This window comes from Streptomyces sp. NBC_01089 (assembly GCF_045162975.1).
GTDB lineage: Bacteria > Actinomycetota > Actinomycetes > Streptomycetales > Streptomycetaceae > Streptomyces.
This window is the reverse complement of sequence record NZ_CP108660.1, coordinates 2,190,365-2,208,699: the sequence shown is the minus strand read 5'-3', so window position 1 is coordinate 2,208,699 and position 18,335 is coordinate 2,190,365. Positions and strand designations below refer to the sequence as shown.

Here is an 18,335-nt window from a genome sequence, read left to right as displayed (position 1 = left end):
TGCCGTCCCAGGTTGTCGATCTCCGATACGGGGGAGCGCTGGGATGAGCGGAACAGTACGTACGAGTGGCGGAGGCCGGCTCGGCAGCGCGCTGTCGGGCCTGGCCGTGGCCATCGGCTGCGTGCTCTTTCTCGGAGGGTTCGCGTGGGGCGCGGTGGAGTACAAGCCGTACACCGTGCCGACCGACTCGATGACCCCGACCGTGCAGGTCGGGGACCGGGTACTGGCACAGCGAATAGACAGCAGCACGGTGCGCCGCGGGGACGTGGTGGTGTTCAAGGACCCCGACTGGGGCGATATGCCGATGCTGAAGCGGGTGGTCGGGGTCGGCGGCGACAAGGTCGCCTGCTGCGACACCCGGGGCCGGCTCACCGTGAACGGCAAGGGGATCGACGAGCCGTATCTCAAGGCCGATTCGCTCTCCAAGGGACGGGCGTCCGCGGTCGGTTTCACCGTGCAGGTGCCCGAGGGCAGGCTCTTCCTGCTCGGTGACGAGCGCACCAACTCGATGGACTCACGCGTCCACCTCCAGGACGCGGACCACGGCTCGGTCCCGCGCTCGACCGTTTCCGGGCGGGTGGACGCCATCGCCTGGCCGCTGAGCGGCGGAATGATGGAGCGGCCGAAGGGCTTCGCCGCGCTGCCCGGCGGGGTCTCGCAGCCCGGACCGCTGAAGCTGGTGGTGGCGGCCGTTCTGGCCGGGGTCGTGCTGATTCTCGGCGGGGCGGTCTACGGGCCGCTCGCGCGGCGGCTCGGCCGCAGCAAGAAGGTGCCTGCCGGTGTCGCCTGACATGCGGAAGGTCGCCCGCGTCATCCTGCTCGATCCGGCCGACCGGGTGCTGCTGATGCACGGGTTCGAGCCCGCCGATCCGGCCCGTACCTGGTGGTTCACTCCCGGTGGTGGCGTCGAGGCGGGGGAGACCCACGAGGAGGCCGCGCTCCGCGAGGTGCGGGAGGAGACCGGCATCGACACGGTGGAACTCGGCCCGGTGCTGTGGACCCGGGTGTGCTCGTTCCCGTTCGACGGGCGGCGCTGGAACCAGGACGAACAGTATTTTCTCGGGCGAACCACTCGGACGGCGACCGCCCTGGACGGACTGACCCCGCTGGAGCAGCGCAGTGTCGCGGGGCTGAGGTGGTGGACTTCCGCCGAACTGTCCGCGACGCGTGAGACGGTGTACCCGACCAGGCTCGCCGGGCTGCTGCGCACGCTGCTCGACGAGGGTCCCCCGGCTGCACCGGTGGTCCTGGCCCCGGAAATCGTCTAGGGGTGCGGGGAGCGGCGCACAATAGGGGGACGCACGGCTGAAGGGGAACATGCCATGAGCGCCGAGGACCTCGAGAAGTACGAGACCGAGATGGAGCTGAAGCTCTACCGGGAGTACCGCGACGTTGTCGGCCTGTTCAAATATGTGATCGAGACCGAGCGGCGCTTCTACCTCACCAATGACTACGAGATGCAGGTGCACTCCGTACAGGGCGAGGTCTTTTTCGAGGTGTCGATGGCTGATGCCTGGGTCTGGGACATGTACAGGCCGGCCAGGTTCGTCAAGCAGGTACGTGTACTGACTTTCAAGGATGTGAACATCGAGGAGCTCAACAAGAGCGACCTCGAACTTCCGGGCGGGTAACTTCCGGGTGGCTGACTTCCGGGTGACTGAGTTGTCCACAACCGGCGAGTAATCCACCAAGATCCACACGGTGGAGGCCGGGGCGGCAGAGTCGGTGCCGGAGGTGGTGCCGGATGAACGCACGGGGGGCACTCGGGCGGTACGGCGAGGAGCTGGCGGCGAGGACGCTGGCCGGAGCCGGAATGACCGTCGTCGAGCGGAACTGGCGGTGCAGGTCGGGCGAGATCGACATCGTGGCGCGGGACGGTGACGCACTGGTCGTCTGCGAGGTGAAGACCCGCAGAGAAGGCTCTTTCGAACATCCGATGGCCGCGGTCACCCCGGTCAAGGCCGGCCGGCTCAGACATCTCGCCGAGTGCTGGCTCGCGGCCAACGGCGGAGCGCCGGCCGGCGGCGTACGGATCGATCTGATCGGCGTGCTGCTGCCCAGGCGCGGAGCGCCGCTCGTCGAGCATGCGCGGGGGGTGGCCTGATGGGCTTCGCGCGTGCGTGTTCAGTCGCCCTGGCCGGGGTCGACGGTGTGGTGGTGGAGGTCCAGGCGGATCTCGAACCGGGTATCGCCGCCTTCACGCTGGTGGGGCTCCCGGACAAGAGCCTGGTCGAGAGCCGGGACCGGGTCAGGGCCGCGGTGGTGAACTCGGGTGCCGAGTGGCCGCAGAAGAAGCTCACCGTCGGGCTGAGCCCGGCGTCGGTGCCCAAGAGCGGCAGCGGCTTCGACCTGGCCGTCGCCTGCGCCGTGCTGGGCGCGGCCGAGCGTATCGACCCGAAGGAGATCGCCGATCTGGTGCTCATCGGGGAGCTGGGGCTCGACGGCCGGGTCAGACCGGTGCGCGGCATCCTGCCCGCCGTGCTGGCGGCCGCCGAAGCGGGATACCGGCGGGTCGTGGTCCCGGAGCAGACCGCGGGGGAGGCGTCGCTGGTGCCGGGCGTCTCGGTGCTCGGGGTGCGGAGCCTGCGCCAGCTCGTCGCCGTACTGACCGGCGAGCCGGTTCCCGACGAGGCGGCCCCGGTGCAGGGGCGGCCGGACTCGATGCTGGCCGGGCTGATGGTGCCGGGCGCCGGGGCCGGTACCGGACTCGCCCTGGGGGCGGGATCCGGCGCGGGGCCCGATCTCGCGGACGTGGCGGGGCAGCCCGCGGCCAGAAAGGCGCTGGAGGTCGCCGCCGCAGGGGCCCACCATCTGCTGCTGCACGGACCGCCCGGCGCGGGCAAGACCATGCTGGCCGAGCGGCTCCCGGCGATCCTGCCGCCTCTGACCAGACAGGAGTCCCTGGAGGTGACCGCGGTCCACTCGGTGGCCGGCATCCTCCCGCCCGGAGAGCCACTGATCGGGACCGCGCCGTACTGCGCGCCGCACCACTCGGCGACCATGCAGTCGCTGATCGGCGGCGGCAACGGCCTGCCACGGCCCGGAGCGGTGTCCCTGGCACACCGGGGCGTCCTCTTCCTCGACGAGGCACCCGAATTCTCCGTCCGGGTCCTCGACGCGCTCCGTCAGCCGCTGGAGTCCGGACGCGTGGTCGTCGCGCGCAGCGCCGGGGTGGTGCGCCTGCCGGCCAGATTCCTGATGGTGCTGGCCGCCAACCCCTGCCCCTGCGGCCGCCACACGATGAACGGCTCCGGGTGCGAGTGCCCGCCGTCGGCCGTCCGGCGCTACCAGTCCAGGCTCTCCGGCCCGCTCCTCGACCGGGTGGACCTCCGGGTCGAGGTGGAGCCGGTGCGCCGCTCGGACCTCATGGGGCAGGGCGACGCGGGAGAGCCGTCGGCCGCCGTGGCCGTACGGGTGCGGGAGGGCCGTGAGCGGGCGGCCGCGCGGCTCGCCGGTACGCCGTGGACGACCAACAGCGAGGTGCCGGGCCATGAGCTGCGGACCCGCTGGACGGCGGCGCCGGGTGCGCTCGCGGTGGCCGAGCGGGACATGGAGCGGGGGCGGCTCACCGCCCGCGGTCTCGACCGGGTGCTGAGGGTGGCCTGGACGGTCGCCGACCTGGCGGGCCGCGACCGGCCGGGCGCCCAGGACGTCGGGCTGGCGCTCCAACTGCGTACCGGAGTGGACCGCGGGGCGCTCCTCGCCGCAGGGAAGGACAGCGGATGAGTACGACGGACACCGGCGGGGAGGAGCGGGTGGCCCGGGCCGCGCTGACCCGGATCATCGAGCCGGGCGACGAGCTGGGCGGCCGCTGGCTGCGCGAGCTGGGGCCCGTGGAGCTGTGGCGGCGGCTGCGCTCCGTGGCGGACGGCGAGGAGGCGGCGTTCCCCGGGATGAGCGCCAGACGGCTTGCCGGATACCGGCTGCGGGCGGCCGCCGCGCGACCCGAGCGGGACCTGCGGGACGCGGCGGCGGGCGGCGGGCGGTTCATCTGCCCCGGCGACCAGGAATGGCCGGCCCAGCTCGACGACCTGGGGGACGCGCGGCCGATCGGGCTCTGGGTACGGGGCCGGCCCCATCTGCGGATATGGGCGCTGCGCTCCGTCGCCGTGGTCGGCGCCCGGGCCTGCACGGCTTACGGGGCGCACGTCGCGGCCGCCCTGGGCTCCGGCCTCGCCGAGCTGGGCTGGGTCGTCGTGTCGGGCGCCGCGTTCGGTGTGGACGGCGCCGCGCACCGTGGCGCGCTGGCCGCAGGCGGGGCCACCATCGCGGTGCTGGCCTGCGGAGTCGACACGGTCTACCCGCGTGGCCACGCCGAGATGATCGGCCGGATCGCGGAACAGGGGCTGCTCATCAGCGAGTTGCCACCGGGGGACCACCCCACGCCCAGCCGGTTCATCCTCCGCAACCGCGTGATCGCCGCCCTCACCCGGGGGACCGTGGTCGTCGAGGCCGAGTACCGCAGCGGCTCACTGGCCACCGCGCGCAGCGCGCAGCAACTGGGCCGGTACACGATGGGTGTCCCCGGGCCGGTCACCAGCGGCCTCTCCGCCGGAGTGCACGAACTGCTGCGTGGCGGCGGCGTACTGGTCACGGACGCGGCCGAAGTCGCCGAGCTGGTGGGGGACATCGGCGATCTGGCACCCGTCAGACGCGGCCCGGTCCTGCCCAGGGACCTTCTGGGACCGGTCGCCACCCGGGTTCTTGAGGCACTTCCCGGCCACGGTGCGATGGACGGACGCGATGTGGCCCGTGAGGCGGGGACGACAGCCGATGAAGCGCTCGCCAGGTTGTACGAACTCCACTCGTTGGGGTTCGTTGAACGGCGAAGTGAAGGATGGCAGTTGGCGTCCGGGGCGCCACAGATCGCCGACGCGCGGCGAGGCGATGCTTGATCTGGGGCAATCGGGTGAAAAGGTGATGTCACAGCCTCGGCAGGGGCCTTCCGGCATCACCTCCCGGACACGGTCCACGCGATGACGTCGCACAGGTGCTATGACGGACACATCGCGCCCTGCGATGCTCCAGTCACGCTACGCTCACGAGGAATCCGGCTCAAAACAAGTCCCACGCAGGTCCCAGCAGAACGGCTCAAGGCAACGAATGCCCCAGCACACGTCCGGGTCTGACCGCGCGGCAGCGCCACCGGCTGCACGTGGCCATATTCGGCCCCCCGCGCCGTCGTCGCTCGATGAGCTGTGGCGGTCGTACAAGTCGACGGGCGACAAACGGCTGCGCGAGCAGCTGATCCTGCACTACTCGCCCCTGGTGAAGTACGTCGCGGGCCGGGTCAGCGTGGGGCTGCCGCCCAATGTCGAACAGGCCGACTTCGTGTCATCGGGCGTCTTCGGGCTGATCGACGCCATCGAGAAGTTCGACATCGAGCGGTCCATCAAGTTCGAGACCTATGCGATCACCCGGATCCGCGGCGCGATGATCGACGAACTCCGCGCGCTCGACTGGATTCCCCGCTCGGTCCGGCAGAAGGCACGCGCCGTCGAGCGCGCCTACGCCACGCTGGAGGCCCAGCTGCGCCGCACCCCGTCCGAGACCGAGGTCGCGGCCGAGATGGGCATCGCCGTCGAGGAACTGCACGCGGTCTTCAGCCAGTTGTCCCTGGCGAATGTGGTGGCCCTGGACGAGCTGCTGCACGTCGGCGGCGAGGGCGGCGACCGGCTGAGCCTGATGGACACCCTGGAGGACACCGCAGCGGACAACCCGGTCGAGCTGGCCGAGGGCCGCGAGCTGCGCAGACTGCTGGCCCGCGCCATCAATACGCTCCCCGACCGGGAGAAGACCGTCGTCACCCTCTACTACTACGAGGGCCTCACGCTCGCCGAGATCGGCCATGTCCTCGGGGTCACGGAGAGCCGCGTCAGCCAGATCCACACCAAATCCGTGCTGCAGCTTCGCGCCAAGCTGTCGGACGTCGGCCGCTGATCCCGCAGGCGAATCGTCCCTGCCGGAACGGCTTCCGTAAAGTGGGCCCGTGCCCAGGATTCGAGCGGCCTCCGTGGCCGAACACCGAACCATGCAGCGCAGCGCCCTGCTGGACGCCGCCCGCACCCTCCTCTCCGAAGGCGGCACGGAGGCGCTGACCTTCCCCGCCCTCGCCGAGCGCACCGGCCTCGCGCGCTCTTCCGTCTACGAGTACTTCCGCTCGCGCGCCGCTGTGGTGGAAGAGCTCTGCGCCGTCGACTTCCCGGTCTGGGCCGCGGAGATCGAGTCCGCGATGGAGCGGGCCCCTGATCCGGCCGGCAAGGTCGAGGCGTACGTCCGCCAGCAGCTTGCCCTGGTCGGGGACCAGCGCCACCGGGCCGTGGTGGCCATCTCCGCCGGTGAGCTCGACGCGGGCGCCCGCGAGAAGATCCGTGCCGCACACGGTGGTCTGATCGCGATGATCGTCGAGGCGCTCGAAGCTCTGCACCACGACCAGCCGAGGCTGGCGGCGATGCTGCTCCAAGGGGTGGTGGATGCGGCGGTGCGGCGTATCGAGACCGGGTCGGCCGAGGACCCCGCCGTGGTGGCCGACGCGGCCGTCGCGATGGCGCTGGGCGGTGTCCGGGGCTGATCCCCGCCCGGTTCGCCCCGGACACCGTCCAGCGATCCCCGGGGCGCTGGCGCCGTGTTTGGCGGGGCCTGCCCGCTCTGCGGGAATTGCCTGACCTCCGGGGCTTGTCCGGCCTCCAGGGCCTGCTTGATCTCCGGGGTCTGCTTGATCTCCGGGACTCCGAAAACGGGCAGCAGCCTGGACGGACCCTGTCGCAGCAGGCTGGGCGGGAGCAGCGACAGCGGGTTCAGATAGCTGTCCCCGCGCAGCAGCCCCCAGTGCAGGCAGCCCGAAGGGCAGTGGGACGGCCCGGCCTCCCGTACGGCGACCGGCCGGCCCGCGGTGACCTCGTCCCCGGTCCCGACGAGCGCCCGGACCGGTTCGTAGGTGGTGCGCAGGGAGGTGCCGGACACCGCGATGGTCAGGACGCCGTGACCGGCCACCCGGCCCGCGAACGTGACCCGGCCGGAAGCGGCCGCCAGCACCGGTGTGCCGGGTGGGGCGGCCAGGTCGATCCCGCGGTGCCCCGGCCCGTACGGGGAGGCGGGCGGGTCCCAGCCGTGGACGATCCGCGGACGGCCGGCCACCGGCCAGCTGCGGTCAGCCGCCGGAACGGATTCCGCCGGAGCTGGTCCCGCCGGAATGGGCCCCGCCCGCACGGCGCCGGATCCCGGTAACGCCGACATCACTGGCATCGGTGACGTCACCGATGCCAGTGATGCCACCGATGCCCCCGCCATGGCAGACACCGCGGGCACCACGGGCAGCAGCACCGCGCAGCACACCGCCACGAGGCGCCCGAGGCACATGAGGTGCCCGGGGCGCCCGAAGCGCACGAGGAGCGTGAAGGGCCGGAAGGGCCGGAAGGGTCCGGAGGGTGCCAGGAACATGGGACAACCGTCCCCCCGTACGCCGCTTCGTGGGGATCATGGCCGGTATCTGTGGACTACCAGCCGGTTGTGGACATCGCCGTCACCCGGCACCCACCGGGTCCCGTACACTTCTGGTGGCGATCCGGGTCACCGGGTCGACTTCGCACGCCCCCCATCACCCCATCAGCGGTCGATGGACGCGCCTCTCGGTCCCTCGTGGCACGGCGCGTGTGGGCGTCAGGCGCGACAGCAAACCTGCGGTCGCGACAACCGAGTACATCAAGGAGTACGGCCATGGCCGTCGTCACGATGCGGGAGCTGCTGGAGAGCGGCGTCCACTTCGGTCACCAGACCCGTCGTTGGAACCCGAAGATGAAGCGCTTCATCTTCACGGAGCGCAACGGCATCTACATCATCGACCTGCTCCAGTCGCTGTCGTACATCGACCGCGCCTACGAGTTCGTCAAGGAGACCGTCGCCCACGGCGGCTCCATCATGTTCGTGGGTACCAAGAAGCAGGCCCAGGAAGCCATCGCCGAGCAGGCGACGCGCGTGGGCATGCCCTACGTCAACCAGCGTTGGCTCGGCGGCATGCTGACCAACTTCTCCACCGTCTACAAGCGCCTTCAGCGTCTGAAGGAGCTCGAGCTCATCGACTTCGAGGACGTGGCCGCCTCCGGCCTCACCAAGAAGGAGCTCCTGGTCCTCTCGCGCGAGAAGGCCAAGCTGGAGAAGACCCTCGGTGGTATCCGCGAGATGCAGAAGGTGCCCAGCGCCGTCTGGATCGTCGACACCAAGAAGGAGCACATCGCCGTCGGTGAGGCGCGCAAGCTCCACATCCCGGTCGTCGCGATCCTCGACACCAACTGCGACCCCGACGAGGTCGACTACAAGATCCCGGGCAACGACGACGCGATCCGCTCCGTCACCCTGCTCACCCGCGTGATCGCCGACGCCGTCGCCGAGGGCCTCATCGCCCGCTCCGGCGCTGCGACCGGCGACCAGAAGCCGGGCGAGAAGGCGGCTTCCGAGCCGCTCGCCGAGTGGGAGCGTGACCTGCTCGAGAAGAAGGACGGCGCCGAGGTCGTCCAGACCTCCGCCGAGACCGAGAAGGTCGCGGACGCCGAGGCCGCCGCCGAGACCCCGGCCGCCGCCGAGGCCCCGGCCACCGAGGCGCCCGCTGCCGAGGCCCCTGCCGCCGAGGCGCCCGCCGCCCCGGCCGCGGACGCCGAGCAGTCCTGACCCTCACCCGGTTCGGTCGTTGACGGCGGAGGCCCCCGGGCCTCCGCCGTTCACCCGTAAGATCTTTCAGACTTCGAGAGAGAATTTCACGATCATGGCGAACTACACCGCCGCTGACGTCAAGAAGCTCCGCGAGCTCACCGGCGCCGGCATGATGGACTGCAAGAAGGCGCTCGACGAGGCCGACGGCAGTGTCGACAAGGCCGTCGAGGCGCTCCGCATCAAGGGCCAGAAGGGCGTCGCCAAGCGCGAGGGCCGCTCCGCCGAGAACGGCGCGGTCGTCACCCTCATCGCCGACGACAACACCTCCGGTGTTCTGGTCGAGCTGAAGTGCGAGACGGACTTCGTCGCCAAGGGTGACAAGTTCCAGGCTGTCGCCAACGCGCTCGCCGCCCACGTCGCCGCGACCTCCCCGGCCGACATCGCGACGCTCCTCGCGTCCGAGATCGAGGCCGGCAAGACCGTCCAGGCGTTCGTCGACGAGGCCAACGCCAACCTCGGCGAGAAGATCGTCCTGGACCGCTTCGCGCAGTTCTCGGGCGTCTACGTCACCTCGTACATGCACCGCACCATGCCCGACCTGCCCCCGCAGATCGGTGTCCTGGTCGAGCTGGACAAGGCCGACGCCGACCTCGCCCGCGGTATCGCGCAGCACATCGCCGCCTTCGCGCCGAAGTACCTGGACCGCGAGGACGTCCCGGCCGAGGTCGTGGAGGCCGAGCGTCGCGTCGCCGAGGAGACCACGCGCGCCGAGGGCAAGCCCGAGGCCGCCCTCCCGAAGATCGTCGAGGGCCGGGTCAACGGATTCTTCAAGGACGCCACGCTCCTGGGCCAGCCGTACGCCCTGGACAACAAGAAGTCCGTCCAGAAGGTTCTCGACGAGGCCGGTGCCACCCTGAAGCGCTTCTCGCGCATCAAGGTCGGCATCTGAGTCTGTACGCGATCCACCGAAGACCCCGATAGGGTCTGACGCAGCCGCCCGGGTCCGCGCCGGACGGCCGCAGATCTGACGAGGAGGCCATTGCCGCACAGGGAACCGCAAGGACCCCCGGCAATGGCCTTCTTCGTATGCGCACGAGGAGAATCTCCATGGAACAGGCCGACAAAAACGCCGACATGACCGACGACGGCACTACCGGCGACGGCAAGAGGCACGGCCGCTTCATGCTGAAGCTGTCCGGCGAGGCGTTCGCCGGCGGCGGCGGCCTCGGCGTCGACCCCGATGTCGTGCACGCCATCGCCCGCGAGATCGCGGCGGTCGTCCGTGACGGCGCCGAGATCGCGGTCGTCATCGGCGGCGGCAACTTCTTCCGCGGCGCCGAGCTCCAGCAGCGCGGCATGGACCGGGCCCGCTCCGACTACATGGGCATGCTCGGTACGGTCATGAACTGCCTCGCCCTCCAGGACTTCCTGGAGAAGGAGGGGATCGACTCCCGCGTCCAGACCGCCATCACCATGGGGCAGGTCGCGGAGCCGTACATCCCGCTGCGCGCAGTCCGGCACCTGGAGAAGGGACGCGTCGTCATCTTCGGCGCGGGCATGGGCATGCCGTACTTCTCGACGGACACCACCGCCGCGCAGCGCGCCCTGGAGATCGACGCCGAGGCGCTGCTCATGGGCAAGAACGGGGTGGACGGGGTCTACGACTCCGACCCGAAGAAGAACCCCGACGCGGTGAAGTACGACGCGCTGGAGTACAGCGAGGTACTGAACCGCAACCTCAAGGTCGCCGACGCGACCGCCATCACCCTCTGCCGTGACAACAGCCTGCCGATCCTCGTCTTCGAGTTGCTGGCCTCGGGCAATATCGCGCGGGCCGTCAAGGGTGAGAAGATCGGGACTCTTGTGAACGACCAGGGCACCCGGGCCTGAGAACCGGGCGTCGGCCGTTCGGGAGAACCAAGGGGCCACGCGGTCACAAGGCCGAGAGGCCGAGAGGCCAACAGGACCGACTAGAACCTGCCGGTCGGACACCGTGCAGGGCAAGACGCGGGTTTACTCCAGGGCCTGAGAACGCGGGCCCACTCAAGACATGCAGGAGCAAGTGGTGATCGAAGAGACCCTCCTCGAGGCCGAGGAGAAGATGGAGAAGGCCGTCGTGGTCGCCAAGGAGGACTTCGCCGCGATCCGCACCGGCCGTGCGCACCCGGCGATGTTCAACAAGATCGTGGCGGAGTACTACGGCGCGCTGACCCCGATCAACCAGCTCGCCTCGTTCTCCGTGCCGGAGGCCCGGATGGCCGTGGTGACCCCGTTCGACAAGACTTCGCTGCGCAACATCGAGCAGGCGATCCGCGACTCGGACCTCGGCGTCAACCCGAGCAACGACGGCAACATCATCCGGGTGACGTTCCCCGAACTGACCGGTGAGCGCCGCAAGGAGTACATCAAGGTCGCCAGGACCAAGGCCGAGGACTCCAAGATCTCGATCCGCTCCGTCCGCCGCAAGGCCAAGGAGACGATCGACAAGATGATCAAGGACGGCGAGGTCGGCGAGGACGAGGGCCGCCGCGCCGAGAAGGAGCTCGACGACACCACCGCGAAGTATGTCGCGCAGGTGGACGAGCTGCTCAAGCACAAGGAAGCCGAGCTGCTCGAGGTCTGATGAACGACTCTTCCTGGGGTGCCCCGCAGAGCGGCCATCCCGTCGGGGAATGGCGACCCGCCCCCGACCAGGGCGCTGTCCCGGCGGGTCCCGCATACGGCGAGCATGAAGTTGAGCAGACTCGGCCCATGCCCATCGTGCCCGACGCAGGCAGAGACGCCGAAGACGGCGGCCGTGACCATGACGGCCGTGCCGACCACGACCGGGGGGCCGCTCGCCCGAGTGGCCCCTCGTTCCGTGACGAGACGCCGCAGGAGCCCGCACCGGCCCCGCCGCCTCCCGAGAAGAAGAAGGCCGGCCGTGATCTGCGGTCGGCGATAGGGGTCGGTCTCGGCCTCGGCGTGGTGGTGATCGCCTCGCTCTTCGTCTGGAAGGCCGCGTTCGTCATCGTGATCGCGGTCGCGGTGGTCGTCGGCCTCTGGGAGCTGACCTCCCGGCTCGATGAGCGCAAGGGCGTCAAGGCGCCGCTGGTACCGCTCGCGGTGGGCGGCGCCGCCATGGTCGTCGCCGGGTACGCGCGGGGGACCGAGGGTGCCTGGATCGCCATGGCGCTCACGGCGCTCGCCGTCCTGGTCTGGCGGATGACCGCGCCACCGGACGGCTACCTCAGGGACGTCACGGCTGGGGTGTTCGCCGCCTTCTACGTGCCGTTCCTGGCGACGTTCGTGGCGCTGCTGCTGGCCGCCGACGACGGGCCCTGGCGGGTGCTCACGTTCCTGGTGCTGACCGTGGTCAGCGACACGGGTGCATACGCGATCGGCTGGCGCTTCGGCAAGCACAAGCTCGCACCGCGTATCAGCCCCGGAAAGACCAGGGAGGGGCTGTTCGGGGCGGTCAGCTTCGCGATGGTGGCGGGCGCGCTCTGCATGCAGTTCCTGATCGACGACGGGCAGTGGTGGCAGGGTCTGCTGCTCGGCCTCGCCGTCGCGGCCAGCGCCACCCTGGGCGACCTGGGCGAGTCCATGATCAAGAGGGATCTCGGGATCAAGGACATGGGAACGCTGCTGCCGGGCCACGGCGGGATCATGGACCGGCTGGACTCCCTGCTGCCCACCGCACCCGTGGTCTGGCTGCTGCTCGTGCTGTTCGTCGGATCCTGAAGGCCGGCTCCTGAGACCGGACGTCCACGTCTGCGACCTGCTGCTTCACCGAGGGAGGGCCCGCTGTCCACAGGACGGCGGGCCCTCCCTCCGCTGTCTGCGACACTGGATGGACCATGCCTAAGCCCGGAGAACTCACTTTCGTCGCGCCCCGCGGAGCCAAGAAGCCCCCGCTCCACCTCGCCGACCTCACGCCCGCCGAGCGCAAGGACGCCGTGGCCGAGACCGGCGAGAAGCCGTTCCGCGCCAAGCAGCTGTCGCAGCACTACTTCGCGCGGTACGCCCACGACCCCGCCGAGTGGACCGACATCCCGGCCGCCTCGCGCGAGAAGCTGCGGGAGGCGCTGCTCCCCGACCTGATGAGCGTGGTGCGCCACATCAGCTGCGACGACGACACCACCCGTAAGACGCTGTGGAAGCTGCACGACGGCACGCTCGTCGAGTCCGTCCTGATGCGCTACCCGGACCGAGTGACGATGTGCATCTCCTCGCAGGCCGGCTGCGGGATGAACTGCCCGTTCTGCGCCACCGGCCAGGCCGGTCTGGACCGCAATCTCTCGACGGCCGAGATCGTGCACCAGATCGTCGACGGGATGCGCGCGCTGCGCGACGGTGAGGTGCCCGGCGGGCCCGCCCGGCTCTCCAACATCGTCTTCATGGGCATGGGCGAACCGCTCGCCAACTACAAGCGGGTGGTCGGCTCGATCCGCCGGCTGACCGACCCCGAGCCCGACGGTCTCGGTCTCTCGCAGCGCGGGATCACCGTGTCCACGGTCGGCCTGGTGCCCGCGATGCTGCGCTTCGCCGACGAGGGCTTCAAATGCCGCCTCGCGGTCTCGCTGCACGCGCCCGACGACGAGCTGCGCGACACCCTCGTCCCGGTCAACACCCGGTGGAAGGTCCGTGAGGTGCTGGACGCCGCCTGGGAGTACGCCGCGAAGTCCGGCCGCCGGGTCTCCATCGAGTACGCGCTCATCCGCGACATCAACGACCACGCCTGGCGGGGCGACCGGCTGGGACGGCTCCTCAAGGGCAAGCCCGTCCACGTCAACCTGATCCCGCTCAACCCGACGCCGGGCTCCAAGTGGACCGCGTCCCGGCCGGAGGACGAGAAGGCGTTCGTCGCCGCCATCGCCGCCCACGGAGTCCCCGTGACCGTACGGGACACCCGCGGCCAGGAGATCGACGGAGCCTGCGGGCAGCTGGCCGCCGCCGAGCGGTAGGGCCCGTGTAACGTGGGGCGCACATTTTCATATTCCGACAGGGGAGCGCCACAGCGCTGAGAGTGCGGCCATGCCGCAGACCCTCTGGACCTTGCCCGGGTCATTCCGGGTAGGAAGTTCGGTCACTACTCAAGCTGTTCAGCCCTGCCCGCTCTCCCGCGGGCAGGGCCGCGTCTCTTCCTGGATGTCCATCCCAGGAGGAATCAGTGAGCACCACCAAGCGAGCGCGCACGGCCGGCAGAACGCTCAGCACCAGGAAGCTGACGGTCACCGCGCTGGCCGCCGCGCTGGGCGTCTCGGCGCTCGCCGCCTGCGGAGGCTCCGACGACTCGGGCTCGGGCGCCAAGAACTCCAAGGTCGTGACGCTCGTCAGCCATGACTCGTTCGCCGCGTCCCCCGCCGTGCTCAAGGAGTTCACCAAGGAGACCGGCTACACCGTCCACGTCCTCAAGAGCGGGGACGCGGGCGCCACGCTCAACCAGGAGATCCTCAGCAAGGGTTCCCCGCGCGGTGACGTCTTCTTCGGTGTCGACAACACCCTGCTGTCCCGGGCGCTCGGCAACGGCCTGTTCACGCCGTACCGGGCGAAGGGCCTGGACCAGGTCGCATCCGCCGTACAGCTCGACGCGAAGAAGCACCGGGTCACACCGGTCGACAGCGGCGACCTCTGCGTCAACTACGACAAGAAGTACTTCGCGGACCACAAGCTCGCCCCGCCCAGGAGCTTCGACGACCTGATCAAGCCGCAGTACAAGAACCTGCTGGTCACCGAGAACGTCGCCACCTCCTCACCGGGCCTGGGCTTCATGCTCGGCACGGTCGGGCGGTACGGGAACGACGGCTGGCAGGCGTACTGGAAGAAGCTCACGGCCAACGGAGTCAAGGTCGACGACGGCTGGGAGCAGGCGTACAACAACGACTTCTCCGGCTCGGCCGGCGGCAAGAAGGCCAAGGGCGACCGGCCGCTCGTCGTCTCGTACGCGTCGAGCCCGCCCGCCGAGGTGCTGTACGCCAAGCCGCGGCCGAAGACCGCCCCGACCGGCGTCGTCACCTCTACCTGCTTCCGGCAGATCGAGTTCGCCGGGCTGCTCGGCGGCGCGAAGAACGAGGCGGGCGGCAAGGCCCTGATCGACTTCCTGATCAGCAAGAAGTTCCAGGAGGACATGCCGCTCAACATGTTCGTGGACCCGGTGGTGAAGGGCGCGAAGGAGCCCGCGGTCTTCACGGAGTTCGGCGCGAAGGTCACCAGGCCCGAGACCGTCGCACCCGCCACGATCGCCAAGAACCGTGACCAGTGGGTCAAGTCGTGGTCCTCGATCGTCCTGAAGTAGCACCCGAGGCGCAGGCCGGGCCCGGGCCGTCGACCGGGGCGGGCCGGCGCCGGGCGGCGGTCGGGCTCGCGCTGATGATGGTGCCCGCCGTGTTCTTCGCGGTCTTCTTCGCCTACCCGGTCGCGGCCATCGTCGGCCGCGGCCTGAAGGCGGGCGGCACCTGGCAGTTCGGGCGGATCGGCGAGGTGCTGAGCGAGCCCGGCATCCTGCACATCCTGTGGTTCACCACCTGGCAGGCATGCGCGTCGACCGGGCTGACCCTGCTGATCGCGCTGCCCGGCGCGTATGTCTTCGCCCGCTTCGACTTCCCCGGCAAACAGCTGCTGCGCGCGGTGGCGACCGTGCCCTTCGTGCTGCCCACCGTCGTCGCCGGGACGGCCTTCCTCGCGCTGCTCGGCCGCGGCGGGCTGCTCGACCAGCTGTGGGGCGTCCGCCTGGACACCACGGTCTGGGCGATCCTGCTCGCGCATGTCTTCTTCAACTACGCGGTGGTCGTCAGGACCGTGGGGGGCCTCTGGGCCCAGCTCGACCCGCGCCAGGAGGAGGCCGCGCGGGTCCTGGGCGCCTCCCGGTTCGCCGCCTGGCGGCGGGTGACGCTGCCCGCGCTGACGCCCGCGGTGGCCGCGGCCGCGCTGATGGTCTTCCTCTTCACCTTCACCTCCTTCGGGGTGGTGCAGATCCTCGGCGGACCCGGCTTCTCCACGCTTGAGGTGGAGATCTACCGGGAGACCGCCGAACTGCTCGACCTGCCGACGGCGGCCGTGCTGACCCTGGTGCAGTTCGCCGCGGTCGGAGCGATCCTCGCGCTGCACGCCTGGACCGTACGGCGCCGGGAGAGCGCGCTGAGCCTGGTCGACCCGGCGCGGACCTCCCGCCGTCCGGCGGGCGCCGGCCAGTGGGCGCTGGTCGGCGGGGTGCTCGCGGTCATCGGCGTACTGATCCTGCTGCCCCTGGGGGTGCTGGTCGCACGGTCCCTCGACGGCCCCGGCGGGTACGGCTTCGCGTTCTACCGGGCGCTCCAGTCGCAGGGCGCGGGCGGCGGTACGTTCCTGGTACCGCCGGTCGACGCGATCTGGAACTCCGTGCGGTACGCCGTGGTCGCGACCGGGATCGCCCTGGTCATCGGCGGACTCGCGGCCGCGGCGCTCACCCGGCGGGCCGGGCGGCTGGTGCGCGGGTTCGACGCCCTGCTGATGCTGCCGCTGGGGGTGTCCGCGGTCACCGTCGGCTTCGGGTTCCTGATCACCCTCGACAAGCCGCCGCTCGATCTGCGTGCGTCCTGGATCCTGGTGCCGCTCGCCCAGGCGCTGGTGGGCGTGCCGTTCGTCGTACGGACGATGCTGCCGGTGCTGCGCGCCGTGGACGGGCGGCTGCGGGAGGCCGCTGCGGTCCTCGGCGCCTCGCCGCTGCGGGCCTGGCGCGAGGTGGATCTGCCGCTGGTGCGCCGGGCGCTGCTGGTCGCCGCCGGGTTCGCGTTCGCCGTGTCGCTGGGGGAGTTCGGGGCGACGGTCTTCATCGCCAGGCCCGACAATCCGACGCTCCCGGTGGCGGTGGCGCGGCTGCTGGGGCGGGCCGGTGAGCTCAACTACGGGCAGGCGATGGCTCTTTCCACGATTCTGATGCTGGTGTGCGCCGTGTCGCTGCTGGTGCTCGAACGCATTCGTACCGACCGCTCGGGAGAGTTCTGATGCTGCAACTGGACGGTGTGACGGTCCGCTTCGGGCAGCGGGTGGCGCTGGACGCGGTGGATCTGACGGTCGCCGAGCACGAGACGGTGTGTGTGCTCGGGCCCAGCGGCAGCGGCAAGTCGACGCTGCTGCGGGTGGTGGCCGGGCTGCAGCCGGCGTCCGCCGGGCGGGTGCTGCTGGACGGCGCCGACCAGAGCGGGGTGCCGGTGCACCGGCGCGGTGTGGGGCTGATGTTCCAGGACCATCAGCTCTTTCCACAGCGCGACGCCGGGAGCAATGTGGCTTTCGGGCTGCGGATGCGTTCCGTGCCACGGGCCGAACGGGACCGCCGGGTCGAGGAGTTGCTGGAGCTGGTCGGTCTGCCCGGCGCCGGGCGGCGCGCGGTGGCCGCCCTGTCCGGCGGCGAGCAGCAGCGTGTCGCGCTCGCCCGCGCGCTGGCCCCGCGCCCCAAACTGCTGATGCTGGACGAGCCGCTCGGCCAGCTCGACCGCAGTCTGCGCGAGCGCCTCGTGGTGGAACTGCGCGGTCTTTTCGGCCGGTTGGGTACGACCGTGCTCGCCGTCACCCACGACCAGGGTGAAGCCTTCGCGCTCGCCGACCGGGTCGTGGTGATGCGGGACGGGGGGATCGCCCAGACCGGCACCCCGCTGGAGGTCTGGCAGCGGCCGGCCTCGGAGTTCGTCGCACGGTTCCTCGGCTTCGACAATGTGGTGGCCGCGACGGTCACCGGCCGGGCCGCTGACACCCCGTGGGGCAAGATCCCGGTGCCCGAGGGGTCGGCGCAGGGGGAGGCCCGGCTGCTGGTGCGGCCGGCCGGTGTGCGGCTCGCGGCGCCGCGGGACGGGCTGCGCTGCACGGTGGAGGCGCGTACGTTCCGGGGCAGCCATGTGGCCGTACTCCTCAGCCCTGAGCACGGGCCGCGGCTGGAGGCGGAGTGCCCGCTGCTGACGGCGCCCGCTGTGGGCGAGACGGTGGGGGCGGTCTTCGAGGCGGCCGATGTGGTCCTGCTGGCCGCGCAGGAGTGACGGCGCGTCCCGGGCGTGCGGCGGCCGCGGTCACCGGGCCGGGCGCTCCGGCAGGACAGTCCGGGCCGCCCGGGAGAACATCTGAGTGACCCTCCGCAGAGGGACGCACACCATGGGCACCGACATCAAGATCACTGCCACCATGGCCACGGACACCAAAGGCACCGGCACCAAGATCACCGCCACCACGAGCGAGCGCCGCCACCATGAGCACCGGAAGGACACCATGACCACCGCGAAGACCACCGCGAGCGAGGCCGACGGCATCACCCTCACCCGAGTCCTGGACGCGTCGCGCGAGCGGGTCTTCCGGGCCTGGACCACACCCGCGCAGTTCGCCGCCTGGTACGGCGGCGACGCGCCGGCCCCGGTGGACCGGGTCACCATGGACGTACGCCCCGGCGGGAAGTGGAGCCTGGTGCTGGTCGTGCCGGGCCACGGTGAGATGCCCTTCCACGGTGTCTACCGCGAGGTCGCACCACCGGAGCGGCTGGTCCTCACCCTCAAGGACGCGGGGGCGCCCGATGACATCGAGGGGGAGAAGGTCACCGTCACCCTCGCCGACCTGGGCGGCCGTACCGAGATGGTCTTCCACCAGGGCGGCGGCAACCTCAGCGCCGATGAGTACCAGAACGCCGCGGCCGGCTGGGGGGCCTTCTTCGACACCCTCGCCCGGGTGCTGGCCGAGGGCTGAGGGCG

The 18,335-nt window shown here is 70.7% G+C and carries 18 protein-coding genes, 1 pseudogene and 1 riboswitch; of the genes and pseudogenes, 18 read left to right on the top strand and 1 reads right to left on the bottom strand.

Annotated features, from left to right (window positions below; all coding sequences use genetic code 11):
* The first annotated feature begins 43 nt into the window (after positions 1–43).
* From lepB to OG510_RS09580, 8 genes are all read left to right on the top strand, one after another.
* On the top strand, positions 44–790 hold the full coding sequence (gene lepB, locus OG510_RS09615; protein ID WP_406136369.1) for a signal peptidase I: 747 nt from the start codon (positions 44–46) through the stop codon (positions 788–790).
* 1 nt (position 791) lies between these two features.
* Positions 792–1,268 carry an NUDIX hydrolase gene (locus OG510_RS09610; protein ID WP_406142346.1) on the top strand — a complete coding sequence of 159 codons (477 nt, stop codon included), beginning with the start codon at positions 792–794 and terminating at the stop codon, positions 1,266–1,268.
* A gap of 54 nt (positions 1,269–1,322) precedes the next feature.
* The gene (locus OG510_RS09605; RefSeq protein ID WP_003965949.1) at positions 1,323–1,631 is read left to right on the top strand and encodes a DUF2469 domain-containing protein; all 309 of its coding nucleotides are present in this window, start codon (positions 1,323–1,325) and stop codon (positions 1,629–1,631) included.
* Between the two features lie 113 nt (positions 1,632–1,744).
* Complete coding sequence (locus OG510_RS09600) at positions 1,745–2,104, top strand: YraN family protein (protein WP_406136367.1); 360 nt, start codon at positions 1,745–1,747, stop codon at positions 2,102–2,104.
* Positions 2,104–3,726: a YifB family Mg chelatase-like AAA ATPase gene (locus tag OG510_RS09595; protein ID WP_406136366.1), complete on the top strand. Its 1,623-nt coding sequence runs from the start codon at positions 2,104–2,106 to the stop codon at positions 3,724–3,726. Before OG510_RS09600 ends, OG510_RS09595 begins: the two co-directional genes overlap by 1 nt.
* Complete coding sequence (gene dprA, locus OG510_RS09590) at positions 3,723–4,895, top strand: DNA-processing protein DprA (RefSeq protein ID WP_406136364.1); 1,173 nt, start codon at positions 3,723–3,725, stop codon at positions 4,893–4,895. The genes OG510_RS09595 and dprA overlap by 4 nt, the downstream gene beginning before the upstream one ends.
* A 208-nt stretch (positions 4,896–5,103) precedes the next feature.
* The gene (gene whiG / locus OG510_RS09585) at positions 5,104–5,940 is read left to right on the top strand and encodes an RNA polymerase sigma factor WhiG (protein ID WP_164265889.1); all 837 of its coding nucleotides are present in this window, start codon (positions 5,104–5,106) and stop codon (positions 5,938–5,940) included.
* Between the two features lie 73 nt (positions 5,941–6,013).
* The gene (locus OG510_RS09580) at positions 6,014–6,571 is read left to right on the top strand and encodes a TetR/AcrR family transcriptional regulator (RefSeq protein WP_406142345.1); all 558 of its coding nucleotides are present in this window, start codon (positions 6,014–6,016) and stop codon (positions 6,569–6,571) included.
* 281 nt (positions 6,572–6,852) lie between these two features.
* Here the strand turns inward: OG510_RS09580 and OG510_RS09575 are convergent.
* A pseudogene (locus OG510_RS09575) lies at positions 6,853–7,236 on the bottom strand (peptidoglycan DD-metalloendopeptidase family protein); the annotation flags it as partial.
* A 480-nt stretch (positions 7,237–7,716) separates the two neighbouring features.
* Between OG510_RS09575 and rpsB the strand changes: the two are divergent.
* The 10 genes from rpsB to OG510_RS09525 all read left to right on the top strand — a co-directional run bounded on the left by rpsB (position 7,717) and on the right by OG510_RS09525 (position 18,330).
* A complete protein-coding gene (gene rpsB / locus OG510_RS09570; protein WP_406136363.1) occupies positions 7,717–8,664 on the top strand; it encodes a 30S ribosomal protein S2 in 948 nt (315 codons plus the stop codon).
* Positions 8,665–8,758: 94 nt separating this feature from the next.
* The gene (gene tsf, locus OG510_RS09565) at positions 8,759–9,595 is read left to right on the top strand and encodes a translation elongation factor Ts (RefSeq protein ID WP_164266817.1); all 837 of its coding nucleotides are present in this window, start codon (positions 8,759–8,761) and stop codon (positions 9,593–9,595) included.
* Between the two features lie 185 nt (positions 9,596–9,780).
* Positions 9,781–10,536 carry a UMP kinase gene (pyrH, locus tag OG510_RS09560; protein WP_164266825.1) on the top strand — a complete coding sequence of 252 codons (756 nt, stop codon included), beginning with the start codon at positions 9,781–9,783 and terminating at the stop codon, positions 10,534–10,536.
* 175 nt (positions 10,537–10,711) lie between these two features.
* The gene (frr, locus tag OG510_RS09555; RefSeq protein WP_164266826.1) at positions 10,712–11,269 is read left to right on the top strand and encodes a ribosome recycling factor; all 558 of its coding nucleotides are present in this window, start codon (positions 10,712–10,714) and stop codon (positions 11,267–11,269) included.
* Positions 11,269–12,369, top strand: a complete 1,101-nt coding sequence (locus OG510_RS09550) for a phosphatidate cytidylyltransferase (protein ID WP_406136361.1) — start codon at positions 11,269–11,271, stop codon at positions 12,367–12,369. Before frr ends, OG510_RS09550 begins: the two co-directional genes overlap by 1 nt.
* 116 nt (positions 12,370–12,485) lie before the next feature.
* On the top strand, positions 12,486–13,592 hold the full coding sequence (gene rlmN / locus OG510_RS09545; RefSeq protein ID WP_164266819.1) for a 23S rRNA (adenine(2503)-C(2))-methyltransferase RlmN: 1,107 nt from the start codon (positions 12,486–12,488) through the stop codon (positions 13,590–13,592).
* Between the two features lie 29 nt (positions 13,593–13,621).
* A riboswitch (TPP riboswitch) is annotated at positions 13,622–13,726 on the top strand.
* Positions 13,727–13,798: 72 nt separating this feature from the next.
* A complete protein-coding gene (locus OG510_RS09540) occupies positions 13,799–14,923 on the top strand; it encodes a thiamine ABC transporter substrate binding subunit (RefSeq protein ID WP_406136360.1) in 1,125 nt (374 codons plus the stop codon).
* Between the two features lie 74 nt (positions 14,924–14,997).
* Complete coding sequence (locus OG510_RS09535; RefSeq protein ID WP_406142344.1) at positions 14,998–16,611, top strand: ABC transporter permease; 1,614 nt, start codon at positions 14,998–15,000, stop codon at positions 16,609–16,611.
* Entirely contained in the window at positions 16,611–17,636 is a 1,026-nt protein-coding gene (locus OG510_RS09530) for an ABC transporter ATP-binding protein (protein ID WP_406136359.1), read from the top strand. Before OG510_RS09535 ends, OG510_RS09530 begins: the two co-directional genes overlap by 1 nt.
* Positions 17,637–17,862: 226 nt before the next feature.
* Entirely contained in the window at positions 17,863–18,330 is a 468-nt protein-coding gene (locus tag OG510_RS09525) for an SRPBCC domain-containing protein (protein ID WP_406142343.1), read from the top strand.
* The last annotated feature ends 5 nt before the right edge of the window (positions 18,331–18,335 follow it).

Excerpts from the sequence above, each read along its gene's own strand:
- lepB (WP_406136369.1), top strand. The coding sequence starts at position 44 with ATGAGCGGAACAGTACGTACGAGTGGCGGAGGCCGGCTCGGCAGCGCG.
- OG510_RS09610 (WP_406142346.1), top strand. The coding sequence starts at position 792 with ATGCGGAAGGTCGCCCGCGTCATCCTGCTCGATCCGGCCGACCGGGTG.
- OG510_RS09605 (WP_003965949.1), top strand. The coding sequence starts at position 1,323 with ATGAGCGCCGAGGACCTCGAGAAGTACGAGACCGAGATGGAGCTGAAG.
- OG510_RS09600 (WP_406136367.1), top strand. The coding sequence starts at position 1,745 with ATGAACGCACGGGGGGCACTCGGGCGGTACGGCGAGGAGCTGGCGGCG.
- OG510_RS09595 (WP_406136366.1), top strand. The coding sequence starts at position 2,104 with ATGGGCTTCGCGCGTGCGTGTTCAGTCGCCCTGGCCGGGGTCGACGGT.
- dprA (WP_406136364.1), top strand. The coding sequence starts at position 3,723 with ATGAGTACGACGGACACCGGCGGGGAGGAGCGGGTGGCCCGGGCCGCG.
- whiG (WP_164265889.1), top strand. The coding sequence starts at position 5,104 with ATGCCCCAGCACACGTCCGGGTCTGACCGCGCGGCAGCGCCACCGGCT.
- rpsB (WP_406136363.1), top strand. The coding sequence starts at position 7,717 with ATGGCCGTCGTCACGATGCGGGAGCTGCTGGAGAGCGGCGTCCACTTC.
- tsf (WP_164266817.1), top strand. The coding sequence starts at position 8,759 with ATGGCGAACTACACCGCCGCTGACGTCAAGAAGCTCCGCGAGCTCACC.
- pyrH (WP_164266825.1), top strand. The coding sequence starts at position 9,781 with ATGACCGACGACGGCACTACCGGCGACGGCAAGAGGCACGGCCGCTTC.
- OG510_RS09550 (WP_406136361.1), top strand. The coding sequence starts at position 11,269 with ATGAACGACTCTTCCTGGGGTGCCCCGCAGAGCGGCCATCCCGTCGGG.
- rlmN (WP_164266819.1), top strand. The coding sequence starts at position 12,486 with ATGCCTAAGCCCGGAGAACTCACTTTCGTCGCGCCCCGCGGAGCCAAG.
- OG510_RS09535 (WP_406142344.1), top strand. The coding sequence starts at position 14,998 with ATGATGGTGCCCGCCGTGTTCTTCGCGGTCTTCTTCGCCTACCCGGTC.
- OG510_RS09530 (WP_406136359.1), top strand. The coding sequence starts at position 16,611 with ATGCTGCAACTGGACGGTGTGACGGTCCGCTTCGGGCAGCGGGTGGCG.
- OG510_RS09525 (WP_406142343.1), top strand. The coding sequence starts at position 17,863 with ATGACCACCGCGAAGACCACCGCGAGCGAGGCCGACGGCATCACCCTC.